This window comes from Cupriavidus oxalaticus (assembly GCF_016894385.1).
Taxonomy (GTDB): domain Bacteria; phylum Pseudomonadota; class Gammaproteobacteria; order Burkholderiales; family Burkholderiaceae; genus Cupriavidus; species Cupriavidus oxalaticus.
In genome coordinates this window covers 404,082-429,072 of sequence record NZ_CP069812.1, presented here as the reverse complement: position 1 = coordinate 429,072, position 24,991 = coordinate 404,082, and the positions used below count along the sequence as shown (strand labels likewise).

21 protein-coding genes are annotated in these 24,991 nt (G+C 67.6%); 8 read left to right on the top strand and 13 right to left on the bottom strand.

Going from position 1 to position 24,991, the window contains the following annotated elements:
• Positions 1-23: 23 nt before the first annotated feature.
• The 13 genes from JTE92_RS14320 to JTE92_RS14260 form a co-directional block, all read right to left on the bottom strand.
• Entirely contained in the window at positions 24-731 is a 708-nt protein-coding gene (locus JTE92_RS14320) for a DUF502 domain-containing protein (protein WP_063236767.1), read from the bottom strand.
• 13 nt (positions 732-744) lie between these two features.
• Positions 745-1,083: an FmdB family zinc ribbon protein gene (locus JTE92_RS14315; protein ID WP_063236766.1), complete on the bottom strand. Its 339-nt coding sequence runs from the start codon at positions 1,081-1,083 to the stop codon at positions 745-747.
• Between the two features lie 197 nt (positions 1,084-1,280).
• Positions 1,281-2,717, bottom strand: a complete 1,437-nt coding sequence (locus JTE92_RS14310) for a high affinity choline transporter 1 (RefSeq protein WP_063236765.1) — start codon at positions 2,715-2,717, stop codon at positions 1,281-1,283.
• A gap of 357 nt (positions 2,718-3,074) precedes the next feature.
• Positions 3,075-3,707 carry a methyltransferase domain-containing protein gene (locus tag JTE92_RS14305; protein WP_063236764.1) on the bottom strand — a complete coding sequence of 211 codons (633 nt, stop codon included), beginning with the start codon at positions 3,705-3,707 and terminating at the stop codon, positions 3,075-3,077.
• Positions 3,708-3,763: 56 nt separating this feature from the next.
• Entirely contained in the window at positions 3,764-5,341 is a 1,578-nt protein-coding gene (gene ubiB / locus JTE92_RS14300) for a ubiquinone biosynthesis regulatory protein kinase UbiB (protein WP_063236763.1), read from the bottom strand.
• A gap of 74 nt (positions 5,342-5,415) precedes the next feature.
• Positions 5,416-6,108, bottom strand: coding sequence for a ubiquinone biosynthesis accessory factor UbiJ (locus JTE92_RS14295; RefSeq protein ID WP_063236762.1), 693 nt, complete (start codon positions 6,106-6,108; stop codon positions 5,416-5,418).
• A gap of 147 nt (positions 6,109-6,255) precedes the next feature.
• Entirely contained in the window at positions 6,256-7,218 is a 963-nt protein-coding gene (locus tag JTE92_RS14290) for a Tim44 domain-containing protein (RefSeq protein ID WP_063236761.1), read from the bottom strand.
• 62 nt (positions 7,219-7,280) lie between these two features.
• On the bottom strand, positions 7,281-8,012 hold the full coding sequence (gene ubiE, locus JTE92_RS14285) for a bifunctional demethylmenaquinone methyltransferase/2-methoxy-6-polyprenyl-1,4-benzoquinol methylase UbiE (RefSeq protein ID WP_063236760.1): 732 nt from the start codon (positions 8,010-8,012) through the stop codon (positions 7,281-7,283).
• A 30-nt stretch (positions 8,013-8,042) separates the two neighbouring features.
• Positions 8,043-8,468: a gamma-butyrobetaine hydroxylase family protein gene (locus tag JTE92_RS14280; protein ID WP_063236759.1), complete on the bottom strand. Its 426-nt coding sequence runs from the start codon at positions 8,466-8,468 to the stop codon at positions 8,043-8,045.
• Positions 8,469-8,562: 94 nt separating this feature from the next.
• Positions 8,563-10,428 (bottom strand): ABC transporter ATP-binding protein/permease, encoded by a 1,866-nt coding sequence (locus tag JTE92_RS14275; protein ID WP_063236758.1) that lies wholly within the window; start codon positions 10,426-10,428, stop codon positions 8,563-8,565.
• A 139-nt stretch (positions 10,429-10,567) separates the two neighbouring features.
• Positions 10,568-11,005 (bottom strand): HIT family protein, encoded by a 438-nt coding sequence (locus tag JTE92_RS14270; RefSeq protein WP_063236757.1) that lies wholly within the window; start codon positions 11,003-11,005, stop codon positions 10,568-10,570.
• Positions 11,006-11,215: 210 nt separating this feature from the next.
• Positions 11,216-15,190, bottom strand: a complete 3,975-nt coding sequence (locus JTE92_RS14265; RefSeq protein ID WP_063236746.1) for a DUF3683 domain-containing protein — start codon at positions 15,188-15,190, stop codon at positions 11,216-11,218.
• A 181-nt stretch (positions 15,191-15,371) separates the two neighbouring features.
• Positions 15,372-15,950 (bottom strand): YqaA family protein, encoded by a 579-nt coding sequence (locus JTE92_RS14260; protein ID WP_063236745.1) that lies wholly within the window; start codon positions 15,948-15,950, stop codon positions 15,372-15,374.
• Between the two features lie 342 nt (positions 15,951-16,292).
• On the opposite strand from JTE92_RS14260, the gene JTE92_RS14255 reads away from it, so the two are divergent.
• The 8 genes from JTE92_RS14255 to JTE92_RS14220 all read left to right on the top strand — a co-directional run bounded on the left by JTE92_RS14255 (position 16,293) and on the right by JTE92_RS14220 (position 24,566).
• Entirely contained in the window at positions 16,293-16,790 is a 498-nt protein-coding gene (locus JTE92_RS14255; RefSeq protein WP_063236744.1) for a (2Fe-2S)-binding protein, read from the top strand.
• 12 nt (positions 16,791-16,802) lie between these two features.
• Positions 16,803-19,184, top strand: coding sequence for a xanthine dehydrogenase family protein molybdopterin-binding subunit (locus tag JTE92_RS14250; RefSeq protein WP_063236743.1), 2,382 nt, complete (start codon positions 16,803-16,805; stop codon positions 19,182-19,184).
• A 27-nt stretch (positions 19,185-19,211) separates the two neighbouring features.
• A complete protein-coding gene (locus JTE92_RS14245) occupies positions 19,212-20,012 on the top strand; it encodes an FAD binding domain-containing protein (protein WP_063236742.1) in 801 nt (266 codons plus the stop codon).
• Between the two features lie 198 nt (positions 20,013-20,210).
• Complete coding sequence (locus JTE92_RS14240) at positions 20,211-21,107, top strand: AAA family ATPase (RefSeq protein WP_063236741.1); 897 nt, start codon at positions 20,211-20,213, stop codon at positions 21,105-21,107.
• 9 nt (positions 21,108-21,116) lie between these two features.
• A complete protein-coding gene (locus tag JTE92_RS14235; RefSeq protein WP_063236740.1) occupies positions 21,117-22,376 on the top strand; it encodes a vWA domain-containing protein in 1,260 nt (419 codons plus the stop codon).
• Positions 22,367-22,924 (top strand): SRPBCC family protein, encoded by a 558-nt coding sequence (locus JTE92_RS14230; RefSeq protein ID WP_063236739.1) that lies wholly within the window; start codon positions 22,367-22,369, stop codon positions 22,922-22,924. The genes JTE92_RS14235 and JTE92_RS14230 overlap by 10 nt, the downstream gene beginning before the upstream one ends.
• On the top strand, positions 22,897-23,937 hold the full coding sequence (locus JTE92_RS14225) for an XdhC family protein (RefSeq protein WP_063236738.1): 1,041 nt from the start codon (positions 22,897-22,899) through the stop codon (positions 23,935-23,937). The genes JTE92_RS14230 and JTE92_RS14225 overlap by 28 nt, the downstream gene beginning before the upstream one ends.
• 23 nt (positions 23,938-23,960) lie before the next feature.
• A complete protein-coding gene (locus tag JTE92_RS14220) occupies positions 23,961-24,566 on the top strand; it encodes a nucleotidyltransferase family protein (RefSeq protein ID WP_063236737.1) in 606 nt (201 codons plus the stop codon).
• The last annotated feature ends 425 nt before the right edge of the window (positions 24,567-24,991 follow it).

The window sequence follows — 24,991 nt, the reverse complement described above, 5'->3', positions numbered from 1 at the left end:
GCGGCTCGTATCTGTTTGAATGCTTAAGGATCGGTCGTCTCGACCGCTTCCCCGCTGCTGGCGCGGCTGGCCGGCGGCCGCTGCGGCGCTGGCCCGCTGTCGCTCTTGCGGGGCAGTTCGGCCGGCGCCACCACGCCCATCGAGACGATGTACTTGAGCGCGGCGTCGACGGTCATGTCGAGTTCGATGGTGTCGGCCTTGGGCATCATCAGGAAGAAGCCCGAAGTCGGGTTCGGCGTGGTCGGCACGTAGACGCTGACGTACTCGCCCTGCAGGTGATTCTGCACGTCCCCGCCGGGGCGGCCGGTCAGGAAGGCGATGGTCCACGAGCCCTCGCGCGGGTACTGCACCAGCAGCGCCTTGCGAAAGGCATTGCCCGACGACGACAGCAGCGTGTCCGACACCTGCTTGACGCTGGTGTAGATCGGGCCGACCACCGGGATATGGCCCAGCAGCGCTTCCCACCAGCGCACCAGGCGCTGGCCGATGAAGTTATGCGCCAGCAGGCCGACCAGCAGGATGAACAGCAGCGTCAGGATGGCGCCCAGGCCGGTGACGCGCTTGCCGAACATGAGCCGGTCCGGGCGCCAGGCCTCGGGCAGCAGTGCCAGGCTCTGGTCCATCGTGCCGATGATCAGGCTGAGCACCCACAGCGTGATGCCCAGCGGCACCAGCACCAGCAGACCGGTCAGGAACCAGGTCTTGAGGGCGGAAGTCTTCTTGGCAACCACGTGGCGATCCGGATCAGTGGCAGGCGCAGGCGCTGCCGCAACCGCCGGCGGCAGGTGCGGCGGCGGTGGTGGTGCTGGCCGAAGACGATTCGGCGGCAGCCGGGGCGCTGGCCGCAGCCGCGCCGGCAGCCGCACCGCCCGCGGCCGGCGCGCTGGTGCCGCCGCTGCCGCCGCGGAAGTCGGTCACGTACCAGCCCGAGCCCTTGAGCTGGAAGCCGGCCGCGGTCAGCTGCTTCTTGAACGAACCGGCGGCGCCGCACGACGGGCAGTCCGTCAGCGGGGCGTCGCTCATTTTTTGCAGCACATCGCGCCCGTGGCCGCAGGCGTCGCAACGGTAGGCATAGATCGGCATGGTGTCTTTTGGCGAGAAAACTACGGAAATCGGTACAAAGGCGGGCATCGCCGCCGGTGCCGGGGAGCGCGGAAACCCGCGCAGGCCGCCCCGCATGGCGATGCAAAGCCTTGAATTATAAACCGTTCTGTGGCTGGCTGATGGCCGGAAATGGAGGGCTATCGGGGGCCCTGCCTGGGAGTGGCGGTGGCGCCGGGTCAGGCGATATGCACTTCCTTGACCGGTGCGTGATCCGCGATCCACTGCGGCAGCAGCGACCCGACCACCATGCCGCTGACCGAGAACAGCAGGCCCACCATCTGCGGCGGCACCACCGCATCGGCGAAGGCAACCTCGCAGGTCAGCCATGAGGTCAGGCCCAGCAGGATCGCGGCGAGGCCGCCCTGGCGGGTGGCGTGCTTCCAGAACATGCCGAAGGCCAGCGGGACGAAGGACGACACCAGCGTGACCTTGTAGGCATTTTCGACCATATGGAAGATCGACAGGTGCGAGTTCAGCGCGAACAGCGTCACCAGCGTGGTGAACACCAGCACCACGGCCCGCATCACGCGCAGGAACTGCTTGTCGTCGAGGTGGCGGAAGTAAGGGCGCAGGATGTTTTCGGCAAAGGTCACCGACGGCGCCAGCAGTGTCGCCGAGGCGCAGCTCTTGATCGCCGACAGCAGCGCGCCGAAGAACATCACCTGGGCGAACATCGGGGCGTGCTGCAGGATCAGTTGCGGCAAAATCAGCTGCGAATCGGTGTCGATGTACTTGTCCACCATGCCCGGATCGATCAGCGTGGCCGAATACGCCAGGAACATCGGGATGAAGGCGAAGCAGAAATACAGCACGCCGCCCAGCACCGAGGCGCGCCCGGCGATCTGTTCGGTGCGCGACGAAGTCACCCGCTGGAACACGTCCTGCTGCGGGATCGAGCCCAGCATCATGGTGAACAGCGCGGCCGAGAAACCGATGATCTGCACGAAATCCAGCGCCGGCAGGAATTCGAGCTTGCCGGCCGCGGCCGCGTGCGACACCACCGCCGTGAAGCCGCCGGCCTGGCCGCTGACCTCGTAGCCGATATACATCATGCCGATCACGATGATGATCATCTGGATGAAGTCGGTGATCGCCACCGACCACATGCCGCCGAACAGCGTATAGATCAGCACGCTGGCAGCGCCGATCATCATGCCGGCCTCCTGCGACAGCGCCCCGTCCGACACGGTATAGAACACCAGTCCCAGCGCCTTGATCTGCGCCGCCACCCAGCCCAGGTAGGACACCACGATGCACAGCGTGGTCAGCACCTCGGCCAGCCTGCCGTAGCGGTTGTGGTAGTAGTCGCCGATGGTCAGCAGGTTCATCCGGTACAGCGGCCGGGCAAAGAACAGGCCCACCAGGATCAGGCACAGCGACGAGCCGAACGGATCAGACACCACGCCCGACAGCCCCTCCTTGAGGAACACGGCGGGGATGCCAAGCACGGTCTCGGAGCCGAACCAGGTGGCAAAGACAGTGGCGGTGACGATATGGAACGGCAGGCTGCGCCCGGCGACGGCGAAATCGGTGGTGTTGCGTACGCGCAGCGCCGCCCACAGGCCGATGCCGACCGAGATTACCCAGTAGATGATGACAAACCAGATCAGCATGCCGCTGCCCTATGCAGAAAGTGCCCTTGTGGCGAAAAACCGAATGCCGGGCAAGATCATGCATGCGTCACGGGTGCGCGCCTGCCCGGAGTCCAATTCATCGGTCGGGGCCGCGTGAGGAGCTTCTTGGCGAGTTCCCGGAGCGGGAGCGCGCGGCAGGGCCTGCGGTCGTAGCCGAATCAAAACGCGGATTATAGCGACGAGACCAGCGCGTGAGAAAAAAATTCCCGGGTGGGGCAAATGCGCCACGCCCCGTCGTTCCCGCGCAGGCGGGAACCCCGTGACTTCAAAAGACGCTGGATTTCCGCCTGCGCAGGAATGACAGAGGAAGCGGATAAGACATCACTCAATCCAGGCTCAGACAGCCCGCCGGCGCCACACCTGCCAGCGCTCCTGCCCCTGGAATACCGGCAGCGGCGCGGCCGAGGAGCGGTCTTCGATGCGCTCGAAGGCTGCGCCTAGCAGGGCATCCAGCTCCGCCTCCGGCATCGCGAACGGCGGACCGCCGCGGTTCTCGCCCAGGTAGAAGTAACCCGCCAGCAGGCCGCCCGGCGGCAGCAGCTCGGCCACGCGGGCGCCATAGGCCGCGCGCATCGCCGGCGGCAGCGCGCACAGGAAGGCGCGCTCGTAGACCAGCTGGCACTGCGGCTGCGGCGTGAAGACGAAGAAGTCGGCCTGCTGCACCACTGCGCCGGCGGGACCCAGCTCGCGCCTGGCCGACGCCACCGCCTGGGCCGAAAAATCGATCGCCGTCACCGGCCAGCCCTGCTCGAACAGCCAGGCCGCCTCCCAGCCGTTGCCGCAGCCCGGCACCAGCGTCGGGCACGGGGCACGACCGGCGATGAACTGGCGGAACTCTTCCGGCACGCCGCCCGCGTCCCACGGCGTGTAGTGCTGCGCGAAACGCTCGTCCCAGAACGACGGATCGGCGGCGTTGCGGGTGCTGAAGGCCGGGGCGGGGCCCGCGGCGGGCTTGGGCGCGTCAGGCATGGTCTCCTCGCTTCTTGCTTTCTATATACAGGGGATGCGATATGCGGTGGCCGGGCTTACCAGTGGCCGGCCCAGGCCAGCACGTGCGTCAGCACGATGCCGGCGACGAAGCCGCCCACCAGCAGCAGTGCGGTGCCCAGCAGCCGGTTGGTGCGGCGCTGCTCGGCCACCAGCAGTGCCAGCAGCTTGTCCTGCTCGCCGTTGCCGGCCAGCGCGCGCCGCTCCAGGAACTGGTGCGCCAGGCGCGGGAAGTCGGGCAGCATCTTGGCCCACTGCGGGGCTTCTACCTTGACCCGCTCCCAGGCGCCCTTCCAGCCGACCTGCTCGTACATCCAGCGCTCCAGGAACGGCTTGGCGGTCTTCCACAGGTCCAGGTCCGGATCGAGCTGGCGGCCCAGCCCTTCGATATTGAGCAGCGTCTTCTGCAGCAGCACCAGCTGCGGCTGGATCTCGACGTTGAAGCGGCGCGAGGTCTGGAACAGCCGCATCAGCACCATGCCCAGCGAGATTTCCTTGAGCGGCTTGTCGAAGTACGGCTCGCAGCAGGCGCGCACCGCGCTTTCCAGCTCTTCCACGCGGGTCTCGGGCGGGACCCAGCCGGATTCCACGTGCAGCAGCGCCACGCGGTGGTAGTCGCGCCGGAAGAAGGCGATGAAATTCTGCGCCAGGTAGTTCTTGTCGAACTCGGACAGCGCCCCGACGATGCCGAAGTCCAGCGCGATATAGCGGCCGAAGGACTCCGGCTGCACCGACACCAGGATGTTGCCCGGGTGCATGTCGGCATGGAAGAAGCCGTCGCGGAACACCTGGGTGAAGAAGATCTCGACGCCCTCTTCGGCCAGCTGGTGCATGTCGACGCCGGCGGCCTTGAGCGATTCGGTGCGCGAGATCGGGATGCCGTGCATGCGCTCCATCACGAACACCGAGCTGCTGCACCAGTCCCAGAACACCTCGGGCACCAGCAGCAGGTTGGTGTCGGCAAAATTGCGGCGCAGCTGGCTGGCGTTGGCCGCCTCGATCATCAGGTCGAGTTCGTCGTGCAGGTATTTGTCGAACTCGGCCACCACCTCGCGCGGCTTCAGGCGCTTGCCGTCGGCCCAGAAGCGCTCCAGCCAGGTGGCCATGTCGCGCATCAGCGCCAGGTCGCTGTCGATCACCGGCAGCATGCCCGGGCGCAGCACCTTCACCGCGACCTCGCGGCCGTGGTTGGGGCCGCCCTTGAGCGTGGCGAAGTGGACCTGCGCGATCGAGGCGCTGGCCACCGGCTGGTGCTCGAAGGTCTCGAACAGCTGGGCGATCGGCCGCCCCAGCGAGCGCTCGATGATCCTGACCGCCACCACCGAGTCGAACGGCGGCACCTGGTCCTGCAGCTTGGCCAGCTCGTCGGCAATGTCGGGCGGCATCAGGTCGCGCCGCGTCGACAGGACCTGGCCAAACTTGACGAAGATCGGTCCCAGCGCCGTCAGCGCCCGCCGCAGGCGCTCGCCGCGCGGCATGTCGAGCTTGCGCCCGATGGTGATGACGCGCACCAGGAAACGGATCTTGCGGTTGCTGAAGCCGGACAGCACCAGCTCGTCCAGGCCGTAGTAGAGGATGACGAAGAGGATCTTGCCAAGGCGCAGGAGGCGGGTCATTCGGGAGTCTTCTCGGGGCCGGGGCGGGCAGTCAGGGTAGCGGTTGGCATTGGGGGGATTCGGGCGGGGCCGACTCAGCGGTGCGGCGACGGCAGCTGGCCGGGCGCGGCGGGGCTGGCGGCGGGGTTGGCCGAGAGGCCGGCGCGCTCGAGCTTTTCCAGCCGCTTCTCCAGCCGGGCCAGGCTGTCGCGCAGCTGGCCCACGTCGGTGCCGAAGGCATCCAGCGCGGCGTGGCGCACCAGTGTCGGCTGCTCGTCCAGCAGGTAATCGGTGACGTTGTCGACCAGCGCACGGCCGACGCGCATGGCCTGTTCGTGCACCTGGCGCGCACCGCCGACCACGCGCTGCGCCACGCTGTCGCTGAGCGGCCCGCCCATGATGCCGCGCAGCGCCAGGGACAGGTCTTCCTCGGCATCCCAACGCAGGTTGCGCGCCAGCGCCGACACGGTGTTGGCCAGTTCGGCATCGCCTTCGATGCGCACATGGCGCATGGCCGCGGCCTGGCCGCCTTCGGCGACGTCGGCGGCAACCAGCGGCCACTGCTGCACCGGCACGCGCAGCGTCACCGCGGGCGCCTCGGCTTCCGGCGCCTGCTCGGTGCCGCCGTGTTCGGTGACCTTCAGCGACAGCACGAAGGCGGCGGCATCGAAGCGGATCACGCGCCCGGCAAACGGCGCGAGCTGGTTGCGGGCCCACGGCTCCTGCTCGAGCAGGTGGTTCAGTGCAGAGATCGCGGGAGTGGCCAGGGCGGAAGGCAGAGTGTTCATGGCAGCGCGGGTTGGCTGGCTGGAAGACATGCGGGCATCCGGCGAGGTTGCACGCCGGGCGCCCAAAACAAAAAGGCCCACGCTTTCACGTGGGCCTCCATTCTAAGCTACTCCCCCGGGCGCATCACTCGCCACGGAGGCGCGGCATCACGACTCCTGCTGGATGCCGGCCAGCAGCCAGCCGCCGGTGCCGGTCGCCGGCTTGGCCAGGTTCCAGACCTCGGCGAACGGCTGCGCCGCCTCGCCGGCCTTCTCGCGGATCATGCCGGAGAAGCGCACGCTGGCGATATGCTGCGACGGCGTCGACTCGATGCCGAGCAGTTGGCCTTCCAGCGTGACCACGTCGGTCTTGTTGACCTCGGCGCCGCGCTCGGACAGGTCCATCTTGATCTCGGCGAACATCTCAGGCGTGGTGAATTCGCGGATGTCGTCGAGATTGCCGGCGTCCCAGGCTGCCTGCAGGCGCACGAAGTGGACCTTGGCGTTGCGCAGGAAGTTGTCGGCGTCGAAATCGGCCGGCACGCCCCACGGCTGCGGGGCCCCGGCATCGGCTGCCACCGGTGCGGCCGCCGCGCCCGGCATCACCGGGTTGGACGCCGGGGTGGCCGTCGGCTGGCGCAGCATCGGCTCGGCGCTGCGGCCCATGCCGCCGGCATTGCCGGCACCTGCATAAGCCGGCTGCTGGCTGCGCTGGCTGCCGCCGCGGAACTTGCGGATCAGCCACATCACCGCGAAGGCGACGATCGCGATCAGGATCAGGTTGGACAGGAAGCTCAGCGCCGCGCCGCCCAGGCCGAAGTGCGACAGCAGCCAGCCGATACCCAGGCCGGCGGCGATGCCGCCCAGGATGCCGCCCCAGTTACGCTTGGGCGCCGCGGCCGCTGCCGCGCCGGCCGCCCCGGCCGTGGCCGGCGCTGCCTGCTGTGCAGGTTGCTGCGCTTGCTGCGTGGGCGAGGTGGGCTGCGTCTGCTGGCGCTGCGTCACCGATTCAGACTGCTTGCCCATGCTGCGCGAGCCGCCCATGCGCTTGGCCTCGGCGTCGAACGCCATCCCGAAGGCCAGCGCCGTGACCAGCGACCCTACCAGGAATTTTCCACGAATTGACGACATATGCTGTTATCCCCTGTCAGTTTCACCCATCTATGGGTGAGGCATGGCAATTTCAAGTGTTCTTAATACTTTCGCCCGACGTGGAGCGCCACCACTCCGGCCGTCAGATTGAAGTATTCGACATTCTCCAGGCCGGCATGTTCCATCAAGCGTACAAGTGAAGCCTGGTCTGGATGCATTCTGATGGATTCTGCCAGATAACGATAGCTGGGGGCATCCCCTGCCACGCGCTCGCCCAGCCACGGCAGTACCTTGAAAGAATAGACGTCGTACGCCTTCTCCAGCGGTTTCCACACCTTGGAGAACTCCAGCACCATGACCTTGCCGCCCGGCTTGACCACGCGGCGCATCTCGGCCAGCGCGGCTTCCTTGTGCGTCATGTTGCGCAGGCCGAAGGCCACCGTAACCAGGTCGAAGTAGTTGTCGGGGAACGGGATCTTCTCGGCGTCGCACAGCGCCACCGGCGTGACGATGCCCTTGTTCAGCAGCCGGTCGCGGCCGACGCGCAGCATCGACTCGTTGATATCGGTCAGCCAGACCTGGCCGGTCGGGCCGGCCTGCTTCGCGAACGCCTTGGCCAGGTCGCCGGTGCCGCCGGCGATGTCCAGCACCTTGTGGCCGGGCCGCACATTGGCCTGGGCGATGGTGAACATCTTCCACAGCCGGTGCATGCCGCCCGACATCAGGTCGTTCATCACGTCATACTTGCTCGCCACCGAATGGAACACGCCGGCGACCTTGCCGGCTTTTTCCGTTTCGTCGACTTTCTCAAACCCGAAGTGGGTTTCACTCATTTCTCAGACTCCAGGATGGTCGGGGGCGGCTCAATGGTGGTGGCCGCAACCGTGGCCGCCGGCCGCGCCGGCGCCAGGCATGGGGGTATCGCGATCGACGCCGGCGGCTTCCAGCCGCTTCAGGTAGTCCTGCCACAGCGCATCCTGCTGGTCGCCCAGCCGGTACAGCAGTTCCCATGAATAAATGCCGGTGTCGTGGCCGTCGGTGAAGCGGATCAGGATGGCGTAGTTGCCCACCGGCTCGACGGCGCCAATGCCGACGTCGCGCTTGCCGGTCTGCAGGATTTCCTGCCCGGGGCCGTGGCCCTGCACTTCCGCCGAGGGCGAATACACGCGCAGCAGTTCGAACGGCAGGCGGAAGCTGCGGCCGTTGTCGAAGCCGACCTCCAGCACGCGCGATTGCGTGTGGACGGTCAGAGCGGTGGGATGGGGAGTGTCTTTGTCCAGGCCTGCCATGATGATCGCGGCCCGCTTACGGGCGCTCTAAGGGGGGAATCCGGCGCAGCGGCATGAGCGAGGCGGCGCCCCGGGGGCGCCGCCTCGCGCCGCATCACGCTTCGCTTACGACCCGATAGCTTACCCTAGGCTCGCCGGCTTGCGCAGCCCGCGCCGCCTCCTCGTCCTGCGGCAGGTAGCGCAGGCGCCGGCCGTGGAAGGCAGCGACCGTGCTGCGGTGCGCAATGCTGACGATCGCCGCGCCCGGCAGCGACTCCACCATCAGCCGGTACATCGCCTCTTCGGTCTCCTCGTCGAGCGCGCTGGTGGCTTCGTCCAGGAACAGGTAGTCGGGCTTCTGCAGCAGCGCGCGCGCGAACGCCAGCCGCTGCTGCTCGCCCGGCGACAGCCGCAGCGACCAGTTGTCGAACACGTCAAGCTGGTCGGTGAGCGCAGCCAGCCGCGCCTGGCGCAGCGCCGCCTGCAGGGTTTCCTTGCTGTGCTCGGTGCCGGCGTCCGGGTAAGCCAGCGCATCGGCCAGCGTGCCGATCGGCAGGTAGCTGCGCTGCGGCAGGAACAGCATGCGCTTGCCCTCGGGCATGGTCACGGTGCCGCTGCCGTACGGCCAGATCCCGGCGAGCGCACGGAACAGCACGCTCTTGCCGCAGCCGGACGGGCCGCTGACCAGCCAGCGCTCGCCCGGCGCGACCGACAACGAGAACGGCGCCACCAGCGGGCGCTGGCCGACGGCGCTGCCGCGCGCGGCGCGCACCGGCAGCGCCAGCGCCAGGCCGTCGATCACGATGCCTTGCTCCGCCTTGCCGGTATGCTCGACCTCGACGTCGCGCGTGCCGCCGGGGGCCTGGTCCTGGCGTTCGGCCACGCGAATGGCTTCCTGGAAGTCGATCAGGCGGTTGGCCGCGGCCTTCCAGCCCACCAGCGTGGCATAGCTGTCGACGAACCACGACAGCGCCCCCTGCACCTGCCCGAACGCGGAGCTGGTCTGCATCAGCCCGCCCAGCGTCATCTTGCCCGCAAAGTAGCGCGGCGCCGCCACCAGGATCGGGAAGATGATGGCGAACTGCGCGTAGCCTGAGCTGACGAAGGTCAGCCGCCGGGTATAGCGCATCAGCTGGTACCAGTTGGCGCGGATGCGGTCGAAGCGCGCGCGCAGCCCGGCCTGCTCGGTCGGCTCGCCGCGGTACAGCGCCACCGGCTCGCTGTTCTCGCGCAGGCGCACCAGCGTGAAACGGAAATCCGCCTCGTACTGTTCCTGCTGGAAGTTCAGGCCGATCAGCGGGCGCCCGACCACGTGCGCCACCAGCGAGCCGATCACCGCATAGCCGGCCGCGAACCACACCATGTAGCCGGGAATGGTCCACACGGTGCCGCCCAGCGCAAAGCTGATCGGCCCCGACACCGTCCACAGGATGCCGACGAAGGACAGCAGCGTCACCACCGAGTTGAGCAGGCCGAGCGACAGCGACAGCGCGCCGTCGGTAAACAGGCGCAGGTCGTCGGCGATCCGCTGGTCGGGGTTGTCGGTGGCGCGGGTCTGCTCGATGCGGTAGTAGGCCTGGTGCCCGAGCCAGTGGCCCATGAAGCGGCCGGTCATCCAGGTACGCCAGCGCATCTGCAGCATCATGGTGTAGTACTGGCGCGAGATCGCCGCGACGATGAAGAACGCCGCGATCCACGAGAACCGCAGCAGCAGTACCTTGAACGAGGCGTAGTCGCGCTGCTCCAGCGCGTTGTAGAACACGCGGTTCCACTCGTTGAGCAGCACGTTGATATAGACGATGCCCAGGTTGAGCACGACCACCAGCGCCAGCAGGCCGAGGCCGGCGACGCGGTCGTCGGATTTCCAGTAGGGCTTGATCAATGCCCAGGTCGCGGCCATGCGCAGCCGGCTCTGGATCTTGAGGGCCTTGGCGGGGACGGCCGGGCCCGGCACGGTGACGGAAGTCGGGGTCGAGGACATAGCGGCAGCTTTCTGGCCCGCCAGCGGGATGCATGGCCGGGCTTGTTGTTCTCGTGCCGCGGCGCGCGGGCGCGACCGCGGCGGCAACAGCATTCAGACGGTTGCGGGCCGGCGCGGGTTCCGCGCCCGGCCTCAGGCTTCAGGCGTCGCTGGCTTCGACCAGCGAAAGTGCCGTGCGCAGCGCCGGCAGCCGGCTGGCCAGTTCCTGCACCCGCACGCTGTCCGCCGCGCGCTGCGGCGCCGCCCAGATCGCCTCGGGGAAATGCGTGTCCCAGCGGTAGCGCGGGATGATGTGCCAGTGCAGGTGCGGCACCATGTTGCCAAACGCCGCCAGGTTGACCTTGTCGGGCGCCATCACCTCGCGCACCACCCGCTCCACGCGCGCCACCAGCCGCATCAGCCAGGCCTGGTCGGCATCGTCCAGGTCGGTGAGTTCGGCCACGTGGTCGTTCCAGACGATGCGGCAGAAGCCGGGAAAGCGGTCATGCTCGACCAGGATCAGGCGGGCGCGGTCGCCCATCCAGACCAGTTCGCCGCCGTCGGTTTCGCAGAGGGGGCAGTTGGGGCTGCGGGGCATTGCGGTCCTTTCAGATTGCGCTGCAGTAGCGAATGTCAAACCCTGTCGGTTTGCTCCCCTCTCCCGCGAGCGGGAGAGGGGCGGGGGTGAGGGCCGGCGCTTGCCATGGCGAAGGACTGCGGTATGCCGGCGCCTCCCCTCACCCCCGGCCCCTCTCCCACAAGTGGGAGAGGGGAGCAAACCGGCAGGGAGAGTCAACGCCGTCAGGCCTTACACCAGCACCCGCTCAATCCCACCCGCATTGGCCTTGGCCACATACTCCGGCATCCAGTTCTCCCCAAGCAGGTGCTTCGCCATCTCGATCACGATGTAATCCGCCTGCACCGACGCATCTTCGTTGTAGCGCGACAGACCTTGCAGGCACGACGGGCAGCTGGTCAGGATCTTGACGTCGCCGGTGAATCCGTCGGCACGCAGCTTGTCGGCGCCCTTGGTCATTTCCTCTTCCTTGCGGAAGCGGACCTGCGTCGAAATGTCAGGACGCGTCACCGCCAGCGTGCCCGATTCCCCGCAGCAGCGCTCGTTCTTCTCGATCTTGCCCAGCCCCGTGTTGCCGCCCATCAGGTCGTTGACCAGCTTGGTCGGGTCCATGGTCTTGATCGGCGTGTGGCAGGGATCGTGGTACATGTAGCGCGTACCGGTCACGCCTTCCAGCTTGACGCCCTTCTCCAGCAGGTACTCGTGGATGTCGATGATGCGGCAGCCGGGGAAGATCTTCTCGAATTCATAGCCGGCGAGCTGGTCGTAGCAGGTCCCGCAGCTGACCACCACGGTCTTGATGTCGAGGTAGTTCAGCGTGTTGGCCACGCGATGGAACAGCACGCGGTTGTCGGTGACGATCTTCTCGGCCTTGTCGTACTGGCCGCTGCCGCGCTGCGGATAGCCGCAACACAGGTAGCCCGGCGGCAGCACGGTCTGCACGCCGACGTGCCACAGCATCGCCTGCGTCGCCAGGCCCACCTGCGAGAACAGCCGCTCCGAGCCGCAGCCCGGGAAGTAGAACACCGCTTCCGACTCCGGCGTGGTCGCCTTCGGGTCGCGGATGATCGGCACGATCTCGTTGTCCTCGATGTCGAGCAGCGCGCGCGCGGTCTTCTTGGGCAGGTTGCCCGGCATCTTCTTGTTGATGAAGTGGATCACCTGCTCGCGCACCGGCGGCTTGCCCACGGTGGCGGGCGGATGCGCGGTCTGCTTCTTGGCCAGCTTCTTCAGCACCTCGTTGCCCAGGCGCTGCGCCTTGTAGCCCCAGTCGATCATGACCTTGCGGGTCAGGTTGATGGTCTCGGGGTTGGTGGCGTTCAGGAAGAACATCGACGCCGCGGTGCCGGGGTTGAATTTCTTCTGCCCCATCTTGCGCAGCAGGTTGCGCATGTTCATCGACACGTCGCCGAAGTCGATCTTGACCGGGCACGGCGTCACGCACTTGTGGCACACGGTGCAGTGGTCGGCCACGTCGGAGAACTCGTCCCAGTGCTTGACCGAGATGCCGCGGCGGGTCTGCTCTTCGTACAAGAAGGCCTCGACCAGCAGCGAGGTCGCCAGGATCTTGTTGCGCGGGCTGTACAGCAGGTTGGCGCGCGGCACGTGCGTGGCGCACACCGGCTTGCACTTGCCGCAGCGCAGGCAGTCCTTGACGCTTTCGGCAATCGCGCCGATATCGCTCTGCTGCATGATCAGCGACTCATGCCCCATCAGGCCGAACGACGGCGTGTAGGCATTGCGCAGGTCGGCGCCAGGCAGCAGCTTGCCCTTGTTGAAGCGGCCCTGCGGGTCGACCTTCTGCTTGTAGGCGCGGAAGTCGCCGATCTCTGCCTCGGTCAGGAACTCCAGCTTGGTGATGCCGATGCCGTGCTCGCCCGAGATCACGCCGTCCAGCGAACGCGCCAGGTCCATGATGCGGGCCACCGCGCGGTGCGCGTCCTGCAGCATGTCGTAGTCGTCGGAGTTGACCGGGATGTTGGTGTGCACGTTGCCGTCGCCGGCGTGCATGTGCAGCGCCACGAAGACGCGGCCGCGCAGCACCTGCTTGTGGATCTTCTGGGCTTCGTCCAGGATCGGCTTGAATTCGCCGCCGTTGAAGATCTTGCGCAGCTCGGCGCGAATCTCGTTCTTCCACGACACGCGGATGGTGCGGTCCTGCAGCAGGTGGAACACGCTGGCGTCCGGCTGCTGGTGCAGCCGCGCCTCGAATTCCTGCCCCAGCAAGCCCAGCCCGTGCCCGATCAGCGAGGCCCTGGCCTGCGCCAGCGGCGTGTCGAGGTGGTCTTGCAGATAGCGCCAGCGCGCGCGGATCTCGCGCAGCAGCGTCAGCGCGTGCTGCACGCGGTCTTCCAGCAGCTCGGCGCTGGGGATTTCGTTGGCGTCGTCGCTGCGGCCCAGCGGCAGGTTGCCGCGTGCGAAGAACGCTTCGAGCGTGTCGACCAGCTGTAGCTTGCTCTTGATCGACAGCTCGATATTGATGCGCTCGATGCCGTCGGTGTACTCGCCCATGCGGTTGAGCGGGATCACCACGTCTTCGTTGATCTTGAAGGCGTTGGTGTGCTTGGCGATCGCGGCGGTGCGCGAGCGGTCCAGCCAGAACTTCTTGCGCGCCTCGGGGCTGACGGCGATAAAGCCTTCGCCGCTCTTGCCGTTGGCCATGCGGATCACTTCCGAGGTGGCGCGCGCCACGGCGTCTTCATCGTCGCCGACGATATCGCCGATCAGCACCATCTTCGGGAAGGCGTTGCGCTTGCTCTTGGTGGCGTAGCCGACCGCGCGCAGGTAGCGCTCGTCCAGGTGCTCCAGGCCGGCCAGGATGGCGCCGCCGGGCTTTTTCGTCTCGGCGTCGAGGAAGTCCTTGATCTCGACGATGCTGGGGATGGCGTCGCGCGCCTGGCCGAAGAACTCCAGGCACACGGTGCGGATGAACTTCGGCATGCGGTGCAGGATCCAGCGCGCGCTGGTGATGATGCCGTCGCAGCCTTCCTTCTGCACGCCGGGCAGGCCGGCCAGGAACTTGTCGGTGACGTCCTTGCCCAGGCCTTCCTTGCGGAACTTGCGGCCCTCGATCGCGAGCGTCTCGGTGCGTAGCACCTTCTCGCCCGGGGCACGGTTGCCGTCCGACCACTTCAGCTCGAAGGTGGCCACCGGCACGTCGTGGATCTTGCCCAGGTTGTGGTCCAGCCGGGTGATTTCCAGCCAGTTGCCTTCCGGGTCCACCATGCGCCACCAGGCCAGGTTGTCGAGCGCGGTGCCCCACAGCACGGCCTTCTTGCCGCCGGCGTTCATGGCGACATTGCCGCCGATGCACGAGGCGTCGATCGAAGTCGGGTCGACCGCGAACACCAGGCCGGCCTTGTCCGCGGCATCGGCCACGCGGCGCGTCACCACGCCGGCACCCGAGAAGATGGTCGCCACCTTGTGCGACACGCCCGGCAGGTCGGTCTGCTCGACCGGATCCAGCTGCTCCAGCTTCTCGGTATTGATCACCGCGCTCATCGGCGTCAGCGGCACGGCGCCGCCGGTATAGCCGGTGCCGCCCCCGCGCGGGATGATGGTCAGGCCGAGCTCGAAGCAGCCCTTGACCAGGCCGGCGATCTCTTCCTCGGTGTCCGGCGTCAGCACCACGAACGGGTATTCCACGCGCCAGTCGGTGGCGTCGGTCACGTGCGACACGCGCGACAAACCATCGAACTTGATGTTGTCCTTCTGCGTGACGCGGCCCAGCACGCGCTGCGCGCGCTTGCGCAGGTCGTAGGCGGCGGCGAATTCGTTCTTGAAGTCTTCGATCGCCTGCTTGGCGAAGGCGACCAGCTGCTCCACGCGGTGCGAGCGGTCTTCGGCGGCGGGCTCGGCGTGCTCGGCACGGTCGGCGGCGCGGCGCTTCTCGATCTCGTTCAGGCGGTGGTGCAGCGCGCTGACCAGCATCTGACGGCGTTTGGGATTCTCCAGCAGGTCGTCCTGCAGGTAGGGATTGCGGCGAACCACCCAGATATCGCCCAGCACCTCGTACAGCATGCGGGCCGAGCGGCCGGTGCGGCGCTCGCTGCGCAGCTCGTCCAGGATGCGCCAGGCCTCTTCGCCGAGCAGGCGGATGACAATCTCGCGGTCCGAGAAGGACGTGTAGTTATAAGGAATCTCACGCAGGCGCGGCGGGGCGTCCTGCGCGGCGAGCTTGGCGTCGAGCACGAGTGGGGCGTTCATGGAGGGGACCGCTTCCTGCTGCGCACGGGGACAGTGCGCGAATCGTTCATTAAAGGGCGATTGTACTGCAAGGCCCGGTTTCGCCGCACCGCAACAAGGAGGAATCCTTGCCGGAACAAGGGATTAGGCGCACTGGCGTGGTGCGCATGTTACGGCAAATGTGCCACTTCACGCACTCCACTCAGAAGAGTGCCTTGACCGTATGCGCAATGTTCTGCCAAAAACTGTCCGGGATCCATAGCAGACTGGCCGTCATCACCAGGTAGCGCAGGAACTTGCCAACCGCCATCCAGGCCAGGCTCGGCCAGAACGACAGCCGCAGCCAGCCGGCCAGCGTGCACAAGGGATCACCGATGCCCGGCAACCATGAAAGCAGCAGCGTAGGGGGCCCCAGCCGCCGCATCCAGCGGAAATATTTGGCGTCGAGCTTGGGCTTGGGCGGCTTGCGCGCGTGCCCCCGGTGCTGTTCGTGCTCCAGTTCGTGCTGGCGCGCCCGGCGCCGCAGGTGGTAGCGCACCAGCGCCAGCTTGGCGGCATAGCCCAGCCACCAGTCGATCGCGCCGCCTACGGTATTGCCGGCGGTGGCCACCAGGATCGCCGGCCAGAACATCCCGGGATTGAGCTTGACGTAGCCGAACACGGCCGGCTCCGAGCCCAGCGGCAGCAGCGTGGCCGAGACCAGGCTGACCACGAAGATCGCGGGCAGGCCCACCTTGGGCAAGGCGACGGTTTGAAACAGCCAGTCGAAGAAGGCTTCCATGTCGGGGCAGGCGGGAGGGCCGGGTCATTCTAGCAGCGGCCCGGCCAGTCCGAATCGAGGCGCCCTACCCCGGTTGGGGCCCGGGCAAACCTCATGGCACCTGCCTGGGATTTGTGATTAACTGTTAGAGCCTGTCGCGGCCAAACGTTCGCCGGCCGTGCCAAAGCGCCGGCCGCAGCGTTCGCTGGCGCACCTGGAGCCGTTGCAGCGGCAGCACCAATATCACGAATTAGCCGTCCTATAGCCGTCTTAAGCGGCAATACCGCGTCGTGGCCAGTCCCGCGCAGTTGCTTTCGGGATTTGGGAATTGGTCATGCGCGTCCACCCCACATGGAGACAAGCATGGCGATTCCGATCCGCCTGACGGTCAACGGCAAGGCCGTTGACGCGCAGGTAGAACCCAACACCCTCCTGGTCCAGTTCCTGCGCGAACAGCTGCGCCTGACCGGCACCCACGTCGGCTGCGACACCGCGCAGTGCGGCGCCTGCACGGTCCACCTGGATGGCCGGGCGGTCAAGTCGTGCAACATCCTGGCGCTGCAGGCGGACGGCGCCACCGTGACCACCATCGAAGGGCTGGCCGGCGACAAGCCTGGCAACGGCCTGCACCCGATGCAGGAGGCCTTCCGCGAATGCCACGGGCTGCAATGCGGCTTCTGCACGCCGGGCATGGTGATGAGCGCGACGGCACTCGTCCAGGAACATCCCGGCGCCGACGCCGCCACCATCCGCGCGCACCTGGAAGGCAACCTGTGCCGCTGCACGGGCTACCACAACATCGTGCGTGCGGTGCAGCAGGGCCAGGCGGCCATGCAGGGCACGGCCGCCAGCGCTGAATAAAGGGGAGACGCCATGAACGCACCCGAGAGCCAGCGCCTGGTGGGCGCACCGGTCAAGCGCAAGGAAGACTTCCGCTACCTGACCGGCAACGGGCAGTACACCGACGACATCGTGCTGCCGCAGCAGAGCTATGCGTATTTCCTGCGCTCGCCGTATGCGCATGCGCGCATCCGCTCGATCGACAAGACCGGGGCGCTGGCCGCGCCCGGCGTGATCGCCGTGCTGACCGGAGACGACCTCGCCGCCGACAAGGTGGGCGGCCTGCCCTGCGGCTGGCTGATCCACAGCATCGACGGCTCGCCGATGAAAGAGCCACCGCATCCGGTGATCGCGCAGGGCAAGGTGCGCCATGTGGGCGACCAGGTGGCGCTGGTGATCGCCGAGACGCTGCAGCAGGCGCGCGACGCCGCCGAGAAGATCGACGTCGACTACGAAGAGCTGCCCGCCGTGGTGCGCGCCGCCGATGCCGCGTCGGCGTCGACGCTGGTGCACGACGACGTGCCGGCCAACACCTGCTACACCTGGGGCCACGGCGACAAGGCCGCCACCGACGCCGCCTTCGCCAGGGCCGCGCACGTGACCACGCTGGAGATCGTCAACAACCGGCTCATCCCCAACGCGATCGAGCCGCGCGCGGTCAACGCCAGCTATGCGCGCCAGGACGACAGCTACACCGTCTACGTCGCCAACCAGAACCCGCACGTCGAACGCCTGCTGATGGGCGCGTTCGTGCTGGGGCTGCCGGAGTCGCGGCTGCGCATCATCGCGCCGGACGTGGGCGGCGGCTTTGGCTCCAAGATCTTCCTGTATCCGGAAGACGTGGCGCTGACCTGGGCGTCGAAGAAGGTCGGCCGCCCGGTCAAGTGGACCGCGGACCGCTCCGAGTCCTTCCTGACCGACGCGCATGGCCGCGACCACGTGACCAGGGCCGAGCTGGCGCTCGATGCCGACGGCAAGTTCCTGGCGATGCGCGTGCATACGGTCGCCAACATGGGCGCGTACCTGTCGACCTTTGCCAGCAGCGTGCCGACCATCCTGTACGCGACGCTGCTGGCCGGCCAGTACTCGACCCCGGCGATCTATGCCGAGGTCAAGGCGGTGTTCACCAACACCGCGCCGGTCGATGCCTACCGCGGCGCGGGGCGGCCTGAAGCGACCTTCGTGGTCGAACGGCTGGTCGAAACCGCCGCGCACGAGCTGAAGACCGATCCGGCCGAGCTGCGCCGCAAGAACTTCATCCGCCAGTTCCCGTATGCCACGCCGGTGGGCCTGACCTACGACACCGGCGACTACGAGCCCTGCCTGGCGCGCGCGCAGGAGCTGGCCGACGTCAAGGGCTTCCCGGCACGGCGCGATGAAGCGAAGCAGCGCGGCAAGCTGCGTGGCCTTGGCTATTCCTGCTACATCGAAGCGTGCGGCCTCGCACCTTCGAACATCGCCGGCGCGCTCGGCGCACGCGCGGGGCTGTTCGAAGTCGGCGAGATCCGCGTGCATCCGACCGGCACGGTGACGGTCTTCACCGGCTCGCACAGCCACGGCCAGGGGCACGAAACCACCTTCGCGCAAGTGGTGGCCGACCGCCTCGGGCTGCAGCTCGACCAGGTCGAGATCGTGCACGGCGACACCGGGCGCGTGCCGTTCGGCATGGGCACCTACGGCTCGCGCTCGCTGGCGGTGGGCGGCTCGGCCATCGTCAAGGCGCTCGACAAGATCGAGGCCAAGGCAAAGAAGATCGCCGCGCACCTACTGGAGGCGTCGGACAACGACATCGAGTTCAGCAATGGCGTGTTCCGCGTGGCGGGCACGGACCGGACCAAAACTTTCGGCGAGGTCGCGCTGAGCGCCTACGTGCCGCACAACTACCCGCTCGACAAGCTGGAGCCGGGCCTGAACGAAAACGCCTTCTACGACCCGACCAACTTCACCTACCCGTCCGGCGCCTATGTGTGCGAGGTCGAAGTCGATCCCGACACGGGCGAGTCGCAGGTGATCAAGTTCACCGCGGTGGACGACTTCGGCAACATCATCAACCCGATGATCGTCGAAGGCCAGGTGCATGGCGGCATCGGCCAAGGGTTGGGCCAGGCCATGCTGGAGCAGTGCGTGTACGACGACGACAGCGGCCAGCTGCTGACCGGCTCGTACATGGACTACGCCATGCCGCGCGCAGGAGACCTGCCCGACTTCACCGTCGAAACAGCCACCGGCACGCCGTGCACGCACAACCCGCTGGGCGTAAAGGGCTGCGGCGAAGCCGGCGCGATCGGCTCGCCGCCGGCGTTCATCAACGCGCTGGTCGATGCGCTGTCGCCGCTGGGCGTGAAGGATGTGCAGATGCCCGCCACGCCGCATCGCGTATGGCAGGCGATCCAGGCCGCGCGGCCTCAGCCCTGATCCATCCACACCGCAAAGGAAACCGACATGTACGCATTCAACTTTGAACGCGCCGCGGATGCCAAGGCGGCGGTGGCCAAGGTCAAGGCCGATCCCGACGCCAAGTTCCTCGGCGGCGGCCAGAGCCTGCTGGCGGCGATGAAGCTGCGGCTGGCATCGCCTTCCGCGCTGGTCGACGTAACGCGCATTCCCGGCATGGCCGAGATCCGCGTCGACGGCCAAGAGATCGTCATCGGCGCCGCCGCGCGCCATGCCGACGTAGCCGAGAACGCCGAGGTACGCCAGCGCATCCCGGCGCTGGCGGCGCTGGCCGGCGGCATCGGCGACCGGCAGGTGCGCGCGATGGGAACCATCGGCGGCGCGCTGGCGAACGATGATCCGGCGGCGTGCTATCCCGCGGCGGTGCTGGGGCTGGGCGCCACCGTGGTCACCGACCGGCGCAGCATCGCGGCGGATGACTTCTTCAAGGGGCTGTATGAGACCGCGCTGGAGCCGGACGAGCTGATCACCGCGGTGCGCTTTCCGATCCCGGATCAGGCGGCCTATGTGAAGTTCCGCAATCCGGCATCGCGCTTTGCGCTGGTGGGGGTGATGGTGGCGCGCTCCGGGAATTCGGTGCGCGTGGCGGTCACCGGGGCTGCCGACAGCGTGTTCCGGTGCCGGCCGCTGGAGCAGGCACTGTCGGCCAGCTTCACCGCGCAGGCGGCGCGTGGCGTGAAGGTCGATGCGGGGACGCTGAATACCGACCTGCATGCGTCGGCGGAGTACCGGGCGCATTTGATTCCGGTGCTGGCGGCAAGGGCGGTGGAGGCGGCGGTGAAGGGATAGTTGGCGGATCCTGTTTCCCATTGTGGCCTCCCCTCTCCCGCAAGGCGGGAGAGGGGCCGGGGGTGAGGGCCGGCGCCTCAACGAAGTGATCGCCGTCGCAGTTGCCAGCGCCCGCCCTCACCCCCGCCCCTCTCCCACGAGTGGGAGAGGGGAGCAAACCGCTGGCGTGCGAGACGCGTCGGCAATATAGATCGCCCCATGCTCCCCACCTCCATCGACGACACCCTCGCCCAGCTCGAACACCAGCAATACTTCGCCGACCGCGAAACCGCCACGGTGCTCTACCTTGCCCTGCGCATGCAGCGCCCGCTGTTCCTCGAAGGCGAGCCCGGCGTCGGCAAGACCGCACTGGCGCAAGCCATGGCGGGCGTCCTCGGCACGCGTCTGCTGCGTCTGCAGTGCTATGAGGGACTCGACGCCGCCAGCGCGCTCTACGAATGGGACTACCCCCGCCAGATCATGGCGCTGCGCCTGGCCGAGGCCCGCGGCGAGCGGCCCGAGGCGCAATCGCTGTACCACGACGACTACCTGCTCAAGCGCCCGCTGCTGGAGTCGCTGCTGCCCGACCCCGCCGCACCGGGCGTGCCGCGCGTGCTGCTGATCGACGAGATCGACCGTGCCGACGAACCGTTCGAAGCCTTCCTGCTGGAGGTGCTGTCCGAATTCCAGGTCTCTATCCCCGAGATCGGCGTGATCCGCGCCGAGCGCCCGCCGCTGATCGTGATCACCTCGAACCGCACGCGCGAAGTGCATGACGCGCTCAAGCGCCGCTGCCTGTACCAATGGGTTGGCTATCCGGACCGCGACCGCGAACTGCAGATCGTCGCCGCGCGCGCGCCCGAAGCCGCCGCGGCGCTGCAGGCGCGGGCGATCGACTTCGTGCACCGGCTGCGCGGCATCGACCTGTTCAAGGCGCCCGGCATTGCCGAGGCCATCGACTGGTGCCGCGCGCTCGCGGCGCTGGGCGTAACCGAGCTCGACCCGCAATCGGTGCGCGATACGCTCGGCGTGCTGCTCAAGTACCAGGACGACCTGGCGCGCGTCGACGGCCCCACCGTGGCGGAACTGCTGGCGGGCGCCGCGCCGGGAGGCTGAACCGTGCCCATGCTGCACGCCGCGGCGCGCAGCGGCGGTCCGCATGCAGGACTGCCGGTGCTGGCGCGCAACGTCACCCACTTCATGCGGCTGCTGCGCGACGGCGGCTTCGCCCTGTCGCCGGCGCACGCGGTCGATGCACTGGCCGCGCTGCGCCTCGTCGACATCGGCCGGCGCGATGACGTGCGCGCCGCGCTGGCGGCCCTGGTGCTGTCCGGCCCCGACCAGCGGCCGCTGTTCGACGCCGCTTTCGACCTGTTCTGGCGCGACCCCGACTGGGAAGGCAAGCTGCGCGCGTTGCTGCTGCCGCGCGTCGACGCGGGCGCGCCGCCGCCCAGGCGCAGCAACCGGCTCGCCGATGCGCTGGCCGCGCGCCAGCCGGACATGCCATCGCGCCCGGCGCAGACAGAGCCCGAGCGTATCCATGTGCCGCTGACCTTCTCCGACCAGGAACGCCTGGCGCAGCGCGACTTCGAAACCCTGACCGCGCAGGAATGGCGTGCCCTGCAGCATCTGGTGCGCACCCGCCGCACCCATCTTGCACTGCAGCGCACGCGCCGGCTGCGCGCCGCCACCTGCGGCACCCACGCCGACCTGCGCGCCAGCGCGCGCCTGGCGGTGCGCCAGCACGGCGAATGGCTGCGCTGGAAATTCCGCAAGCACGCCGAGCGCAAGCCCCCGCTGGTGCTGCTGCTCGATATTTCCGGCTCGATGAGCCAGTACTCGCGCGCGGTGCTGTACTTCTGCCATGCGCTGATGCAGTCGCGCGAGCGGCTGTCGGTGTTCCTGTTCGGCACACGGCTGACCAACATCACCCGCTCGCTGCGCGAACGCGACCCCGACGAGGCCGTCGCCGTGATCACCGCCCAGGTGCGCGACTGGGCCGGCGGCACCCGCATCGGCGCCGCGCTGGCGAGCTTCAACCGCCACTGGGCGCGCCGCACGCTGTCCGGCCGCGCCACCGTGCTGCTGGTCACCGACGGGCTCGATCACGAGCATATCGACCTGCTCGGCGACGAAATGGCTCGCTTGCGCCGCTTTGCGCACCGCATCGTCTGGCTCAACCCGCTGCTGCGCTACCCTGGATTCACGCCGCAGGCGCGCGGCGTGCAGGCGATCCTGCCGCATGTCGACGCGCTGCGCCCGGCGCACAACCTGGCCAGCCTGCTGGCGCTCGAATCCCTGCTGTCAGACCAGGGCGGCCAGGGTGACCCCGTGCGGGCCGGCGCCCCCAACCCACCAAGAAAGGAAGCCCCGCCATGGAAATGAACCAGAGCCAGCGCCTGCCGATTCCCCAGCAGGTGGCATGGGAAGCGCTCAACGACACCGCGCTGCTCAAGCAATGCATCCCCGGATGTGAGAGTATCGAGCCCGACGGCGAAAACGCCTACCTGGTGGCCATGACGGCCGCGGTAGGCCCGGTCAAGGCACGCTTCAAGGGCCGCATGGCGCTGGAGGACATCCAGGCGCCGGACAGCTACACGATCCGTTTCGACGGCCAGGGTGGCGCGGCCGGATTCGGCAAGGGCACCGCCCGCGTAAAGCTGGAGCCCGACGGCGACGAGACCGTGCTGACGTACACCGTCGACGCCCATGTGGGGGGCAAGATCGCACAGATCGGCTCGCGGCTGGTGGACGCCGCGGCACGCAAGCTGGCGGATACCTTCTTTGCGCGCTTCACCGAGGCGGTAACACCGGACACCACACAAGAAACGCCAGCGGCCGAGGGCGCCCCCGCCGCAGCCGCGGGCGAGAATGAACAGACAGAGGAACCGAAGCGGAAACGATCATGGACAGCGTGGATCTCGAAGTCCTGAAGAACGGCGTGCACTGGCAGCAGCAGGGCCATCGCGTGCTGCTGGTCACGGTAGTGCGCACCTGGGGCTCGTCGCCCCGCCCCGAGGGCGCGATGCTGGCGGTGCGTGATGATGGCCTGGTGGTCGGCTCGGTCTCGGGCGGCTGCATCGAAGACGACATCATCGACCGCGTGCGCCGGCAAGGCATCACGTCGGACCACCCGGAAGCCATCAAGTACGGCATCAGCGCCGAAGAAGCCCACCGCTTCGGGCTGCCCTGCGGCGGCACCATCGAACTGGTCACCGAGCCGCTCAAGCCGGCCAGCGGCATTGCCGAATTGCTCGAGGCCGTGGAAAACGGCCGGCTGGTCGCGCGCACGCTCGACATGGCTACGGGTGTGGCCACGCTGGGGCCGGCCAATGCCACCGACGGGCTGGGCTTCGACGGCAAGACCCTGCTGACCATCCACGGCCCGCGCTACCGGATGCTGGTGATCGGCGCGGGGCAGCTGTCGAAGTACCTGTGCCAGATCGCCGTCGGACTGGGCTTCCAGGTCACCGTGTGCGATCCGCGCGAGGAATACACGGAAACGTGGGACATCCCCGGCGTGACCATGGTGCGCACCATGCCGGACGACACCGTGATGGACATGAAGCTGGACGAGCGCTGCGCGGTGATCGCGCTGACGCACGATCCCAAGCTGGACGACCTCGCGCTGATGGAAGCGCTGCGCACCAACGCCTTCTATGTGGGCGCGCTGGGCTCGCGCCGCAACAACCAGACGCGGCGCGAGCGGCTGAAGGAATTCGACCTGACCGAGCTGCAGCTGGCGCGGCTGCATGGGCCGGTCGGCATCTATATTGGCAGCCGTACGCCGCCGGAAATCGCCATCTCGATTCTGGCCGAAGTCGTTGCCGCCAAGAACCATGTGTCGCTGCCGGACATCCTGCAGGTGGAAGGCGCCAAGGCCGCGCGCGAGATGGCTGCCGGCACCGGCAGCAGCTGCGATGTTTCTCCTGGTCCGTCGACCTGACGCGTGATAACCGAGTACCCGCCATGACTGCCGCCCCCAATGCTCCCTTGCTTCGCACCGACCTGCCTACCGGGATTTTGCTGGCGGCGGGTTTTGGCCGGCGGTTTGATGCTGCCGGCAAACGGAACAAGTTGCTTGAAGTGTTGCCCGGCGGGCGCACTGTCGCCTGGCGCAGTGCGCGGACGTTGGCTGCGGCGCTGCCGGATTCGATTGCGGTGATTCGGCCGGGTAATCCGGAGTTGGCGGAAGAGTTGAGGCGTGGGGGGTGCCGTGTACTCGAATCGGCCGAGGCCGAGCAAGGCATGGGGGCCGCGCTGCGCGCGGCGGTGGCGGCTACGCCTGAGGCGCGGGGATGGGTGGTTGCGCTTGCCGATATGCCTTGGTTGCCGATGGAACTGGTGCGGGCAGTGGCGTTGACGATTACCGCGCCGGATATTATTGCTGCGCCTTGGCGGGATGGTCAGCGAGGGCATCCTGTCGGCTTTGGTGCTGCCTGGCGGGATGACCTGCTGAGGCTTGATGGGGATGAAGGGGCGCGGGCTTTGCTTCAGGGTAAGCCGGTGACGCGGATATTGACGGAGGATGAGGGGGCGTTTCGGGATATTGATACGCCTGGGGATTTGGGGTGAATTTTTTTGCCTATGTGTCTGTGCCTGCGGCTGGGCATCTGGTGGCTATTTGATATGCCCGGTTCCGCCCTAAAGGGCGGGTAACTTTTTGTCCGAGCGACAAAAAGTCACCAAAAAGCGCGTTTACGGCCCTGCGGGCGGTCACTCTTATCGTAGTGGGCTACGGCTTTCGTACGGGCTTTGCTTCGTTGCAGGGCAGGACTGCCTGACGCCTTGGTGCGCCACCGTGGCTTGGGGTTGATACGGTTTTTGAACGAGCCCAGAGCTGTGAGTGGCCCTGCTGCGGGCGGCGTGGTAGGAACGCCTTCGGCTGCGCTGCGCGCAGGTCCTGTCTGCTGGGCGTGGCGATATGGCTATCGCTAACGTGGATTCGGGCCCGGCCTGACAGAATTGGCTGGATGCACTTCGTGGAGGCTCCGGCCCTC

Coding starts and splice junctions, on each gene's coding strand:
- JTE92_RS14315 (WP_063236766.1), bottom strand. CDS start 1,083: ATGCCGATCTATGCCTACCGTTGCGACGCCTGCGGCCACGGGCGCGAT.
- JTE92_RS14310 (WP_063236765.1), bottom strand. CDS start 2,717: ATGCTGATCTGGTTTGTCATCATCTACTGGGTAATCTCGGTCGGCATC.
- JTE92_RS14305 (WP_063236764.1), bottom strand. CDS start 3,707: ATGCCTGACGCGCCCAAGCCCGCCGCGGGCCCCGCCCCGGCCTTCAGC.
- ubiB (WP_063236763.1), bottom strand. CDS start 5,341: ATGACCCGCCTCCTGCGCCTTGGCAAGATCCTCTTCGTCATCCTCTAC.
- JTE92_RS14295 (WP_063236762.1), bottom strand. CDS start 6,108: ATGAACACTCTGCCTTCCGCCCTGGCCACTCCCGCGATCTCTGCACTG.
- JTE92_RS14290 (WP_063236761.1), bottom strand. CDS start 7,218: ATGTCGTCAATTCGTGGAAAATTCCTGGTAGGGTCGCTGGTCACGGCG.
- ubiE (WP_063236760.1), bottom strand. CDS start 8,012: ATGAGTGAAACCCACTTCGGGTTTGAGAAAGTCGACGAAACGGAAAAA.
- JTE92_RS14280 (WP_063236759.1), bottom strand. CDS start 8,468: ATGGCAGGCCTGGACAAAGACACTCCCCATCCCACCGCTCTGACCGTC.
- JTE92_RS14275 (WP_063236758.1), bottom strand. CDS start 10,428: ATGTCCTCGACCCCGACTTCCGTCACCGTGCCGGGCCCGGCCGTCCCC.
- JTE92_RS14270 (WP_063236757.1), bottom strand. CDS start 11,005: ATGCCCCGCAGCCCCAACTGCCCCCTCTGCGAAACCGACGGCGGCGAA.
- JTE92_RS14265 (WP_063236746.1), bottom strand. CDS start 15,190: ATGAACGCCCCACTCGTGCTCGACGCCAAGCTCGCCGCGCAGGACGCC.
- JTE92_RS14260 (WP_063236745.1), bottom strand. CDS start 15,950: ATGGAAGCCTTCTTCGACTGGCTGTTTCAAACCGTCGCCTTGCCCAAG.
- JTE92_RS14255 (WP_063236744.1), top strand. CDS start 16,293: ATGGCGATTCCGATCCGCCTGACGGTCAACGGCAAGGCCGTTGACGCG.
- JTE92_RS14250 (WP_063236743.1), top strand. CDS start 16,803: ATGAACGCACCCGAGAGCCAGCGCCTGGTGGGCGCACCGGTCAAGCGC.
- JTE92_RS14245 (WP_063236742.1), top strand. CDS start 19,212: ATGTACGCATTCAACTTTGAACGCGCCGCGGATGCCAAGGCGGCGGTG.
- JTE92_RS14240 (WP_063236741.1), top strand. CDS start 20,211: ATGCTCCCCACCTCCATCGACGACACCCTCGCCCAGCTCGAACACCAG.
- JTE92_RS14235 (WP_063236740.1), top strand. CDS start 21,117: ATGCTGCACGCCGCGGCGCGCAGCGGCGGTCCGCATGCAGGACTGCCG.
- JTE92_RS14230 (WP_063236739.1), top strand. CDS start 22,367: ATGGAAATGAACCAGAGCCAGCGCCTGCCGATTCCCCAGCAGGTGGCA.
- JTE92_RS14225 (WP_063236738.1), top strand. CDS start 22,897: ATGGACAGCGTGGATCTCGAAGTCCTGAAGAACGGCGTGCACTGGCAG.
- JTE92_RS14220 (WP_063236737.1), top strand. CDS start 23,961: ATGACTGCCGCCCCCAATGCTCCCTTGCTTCGCACCGACCTGCCTACC.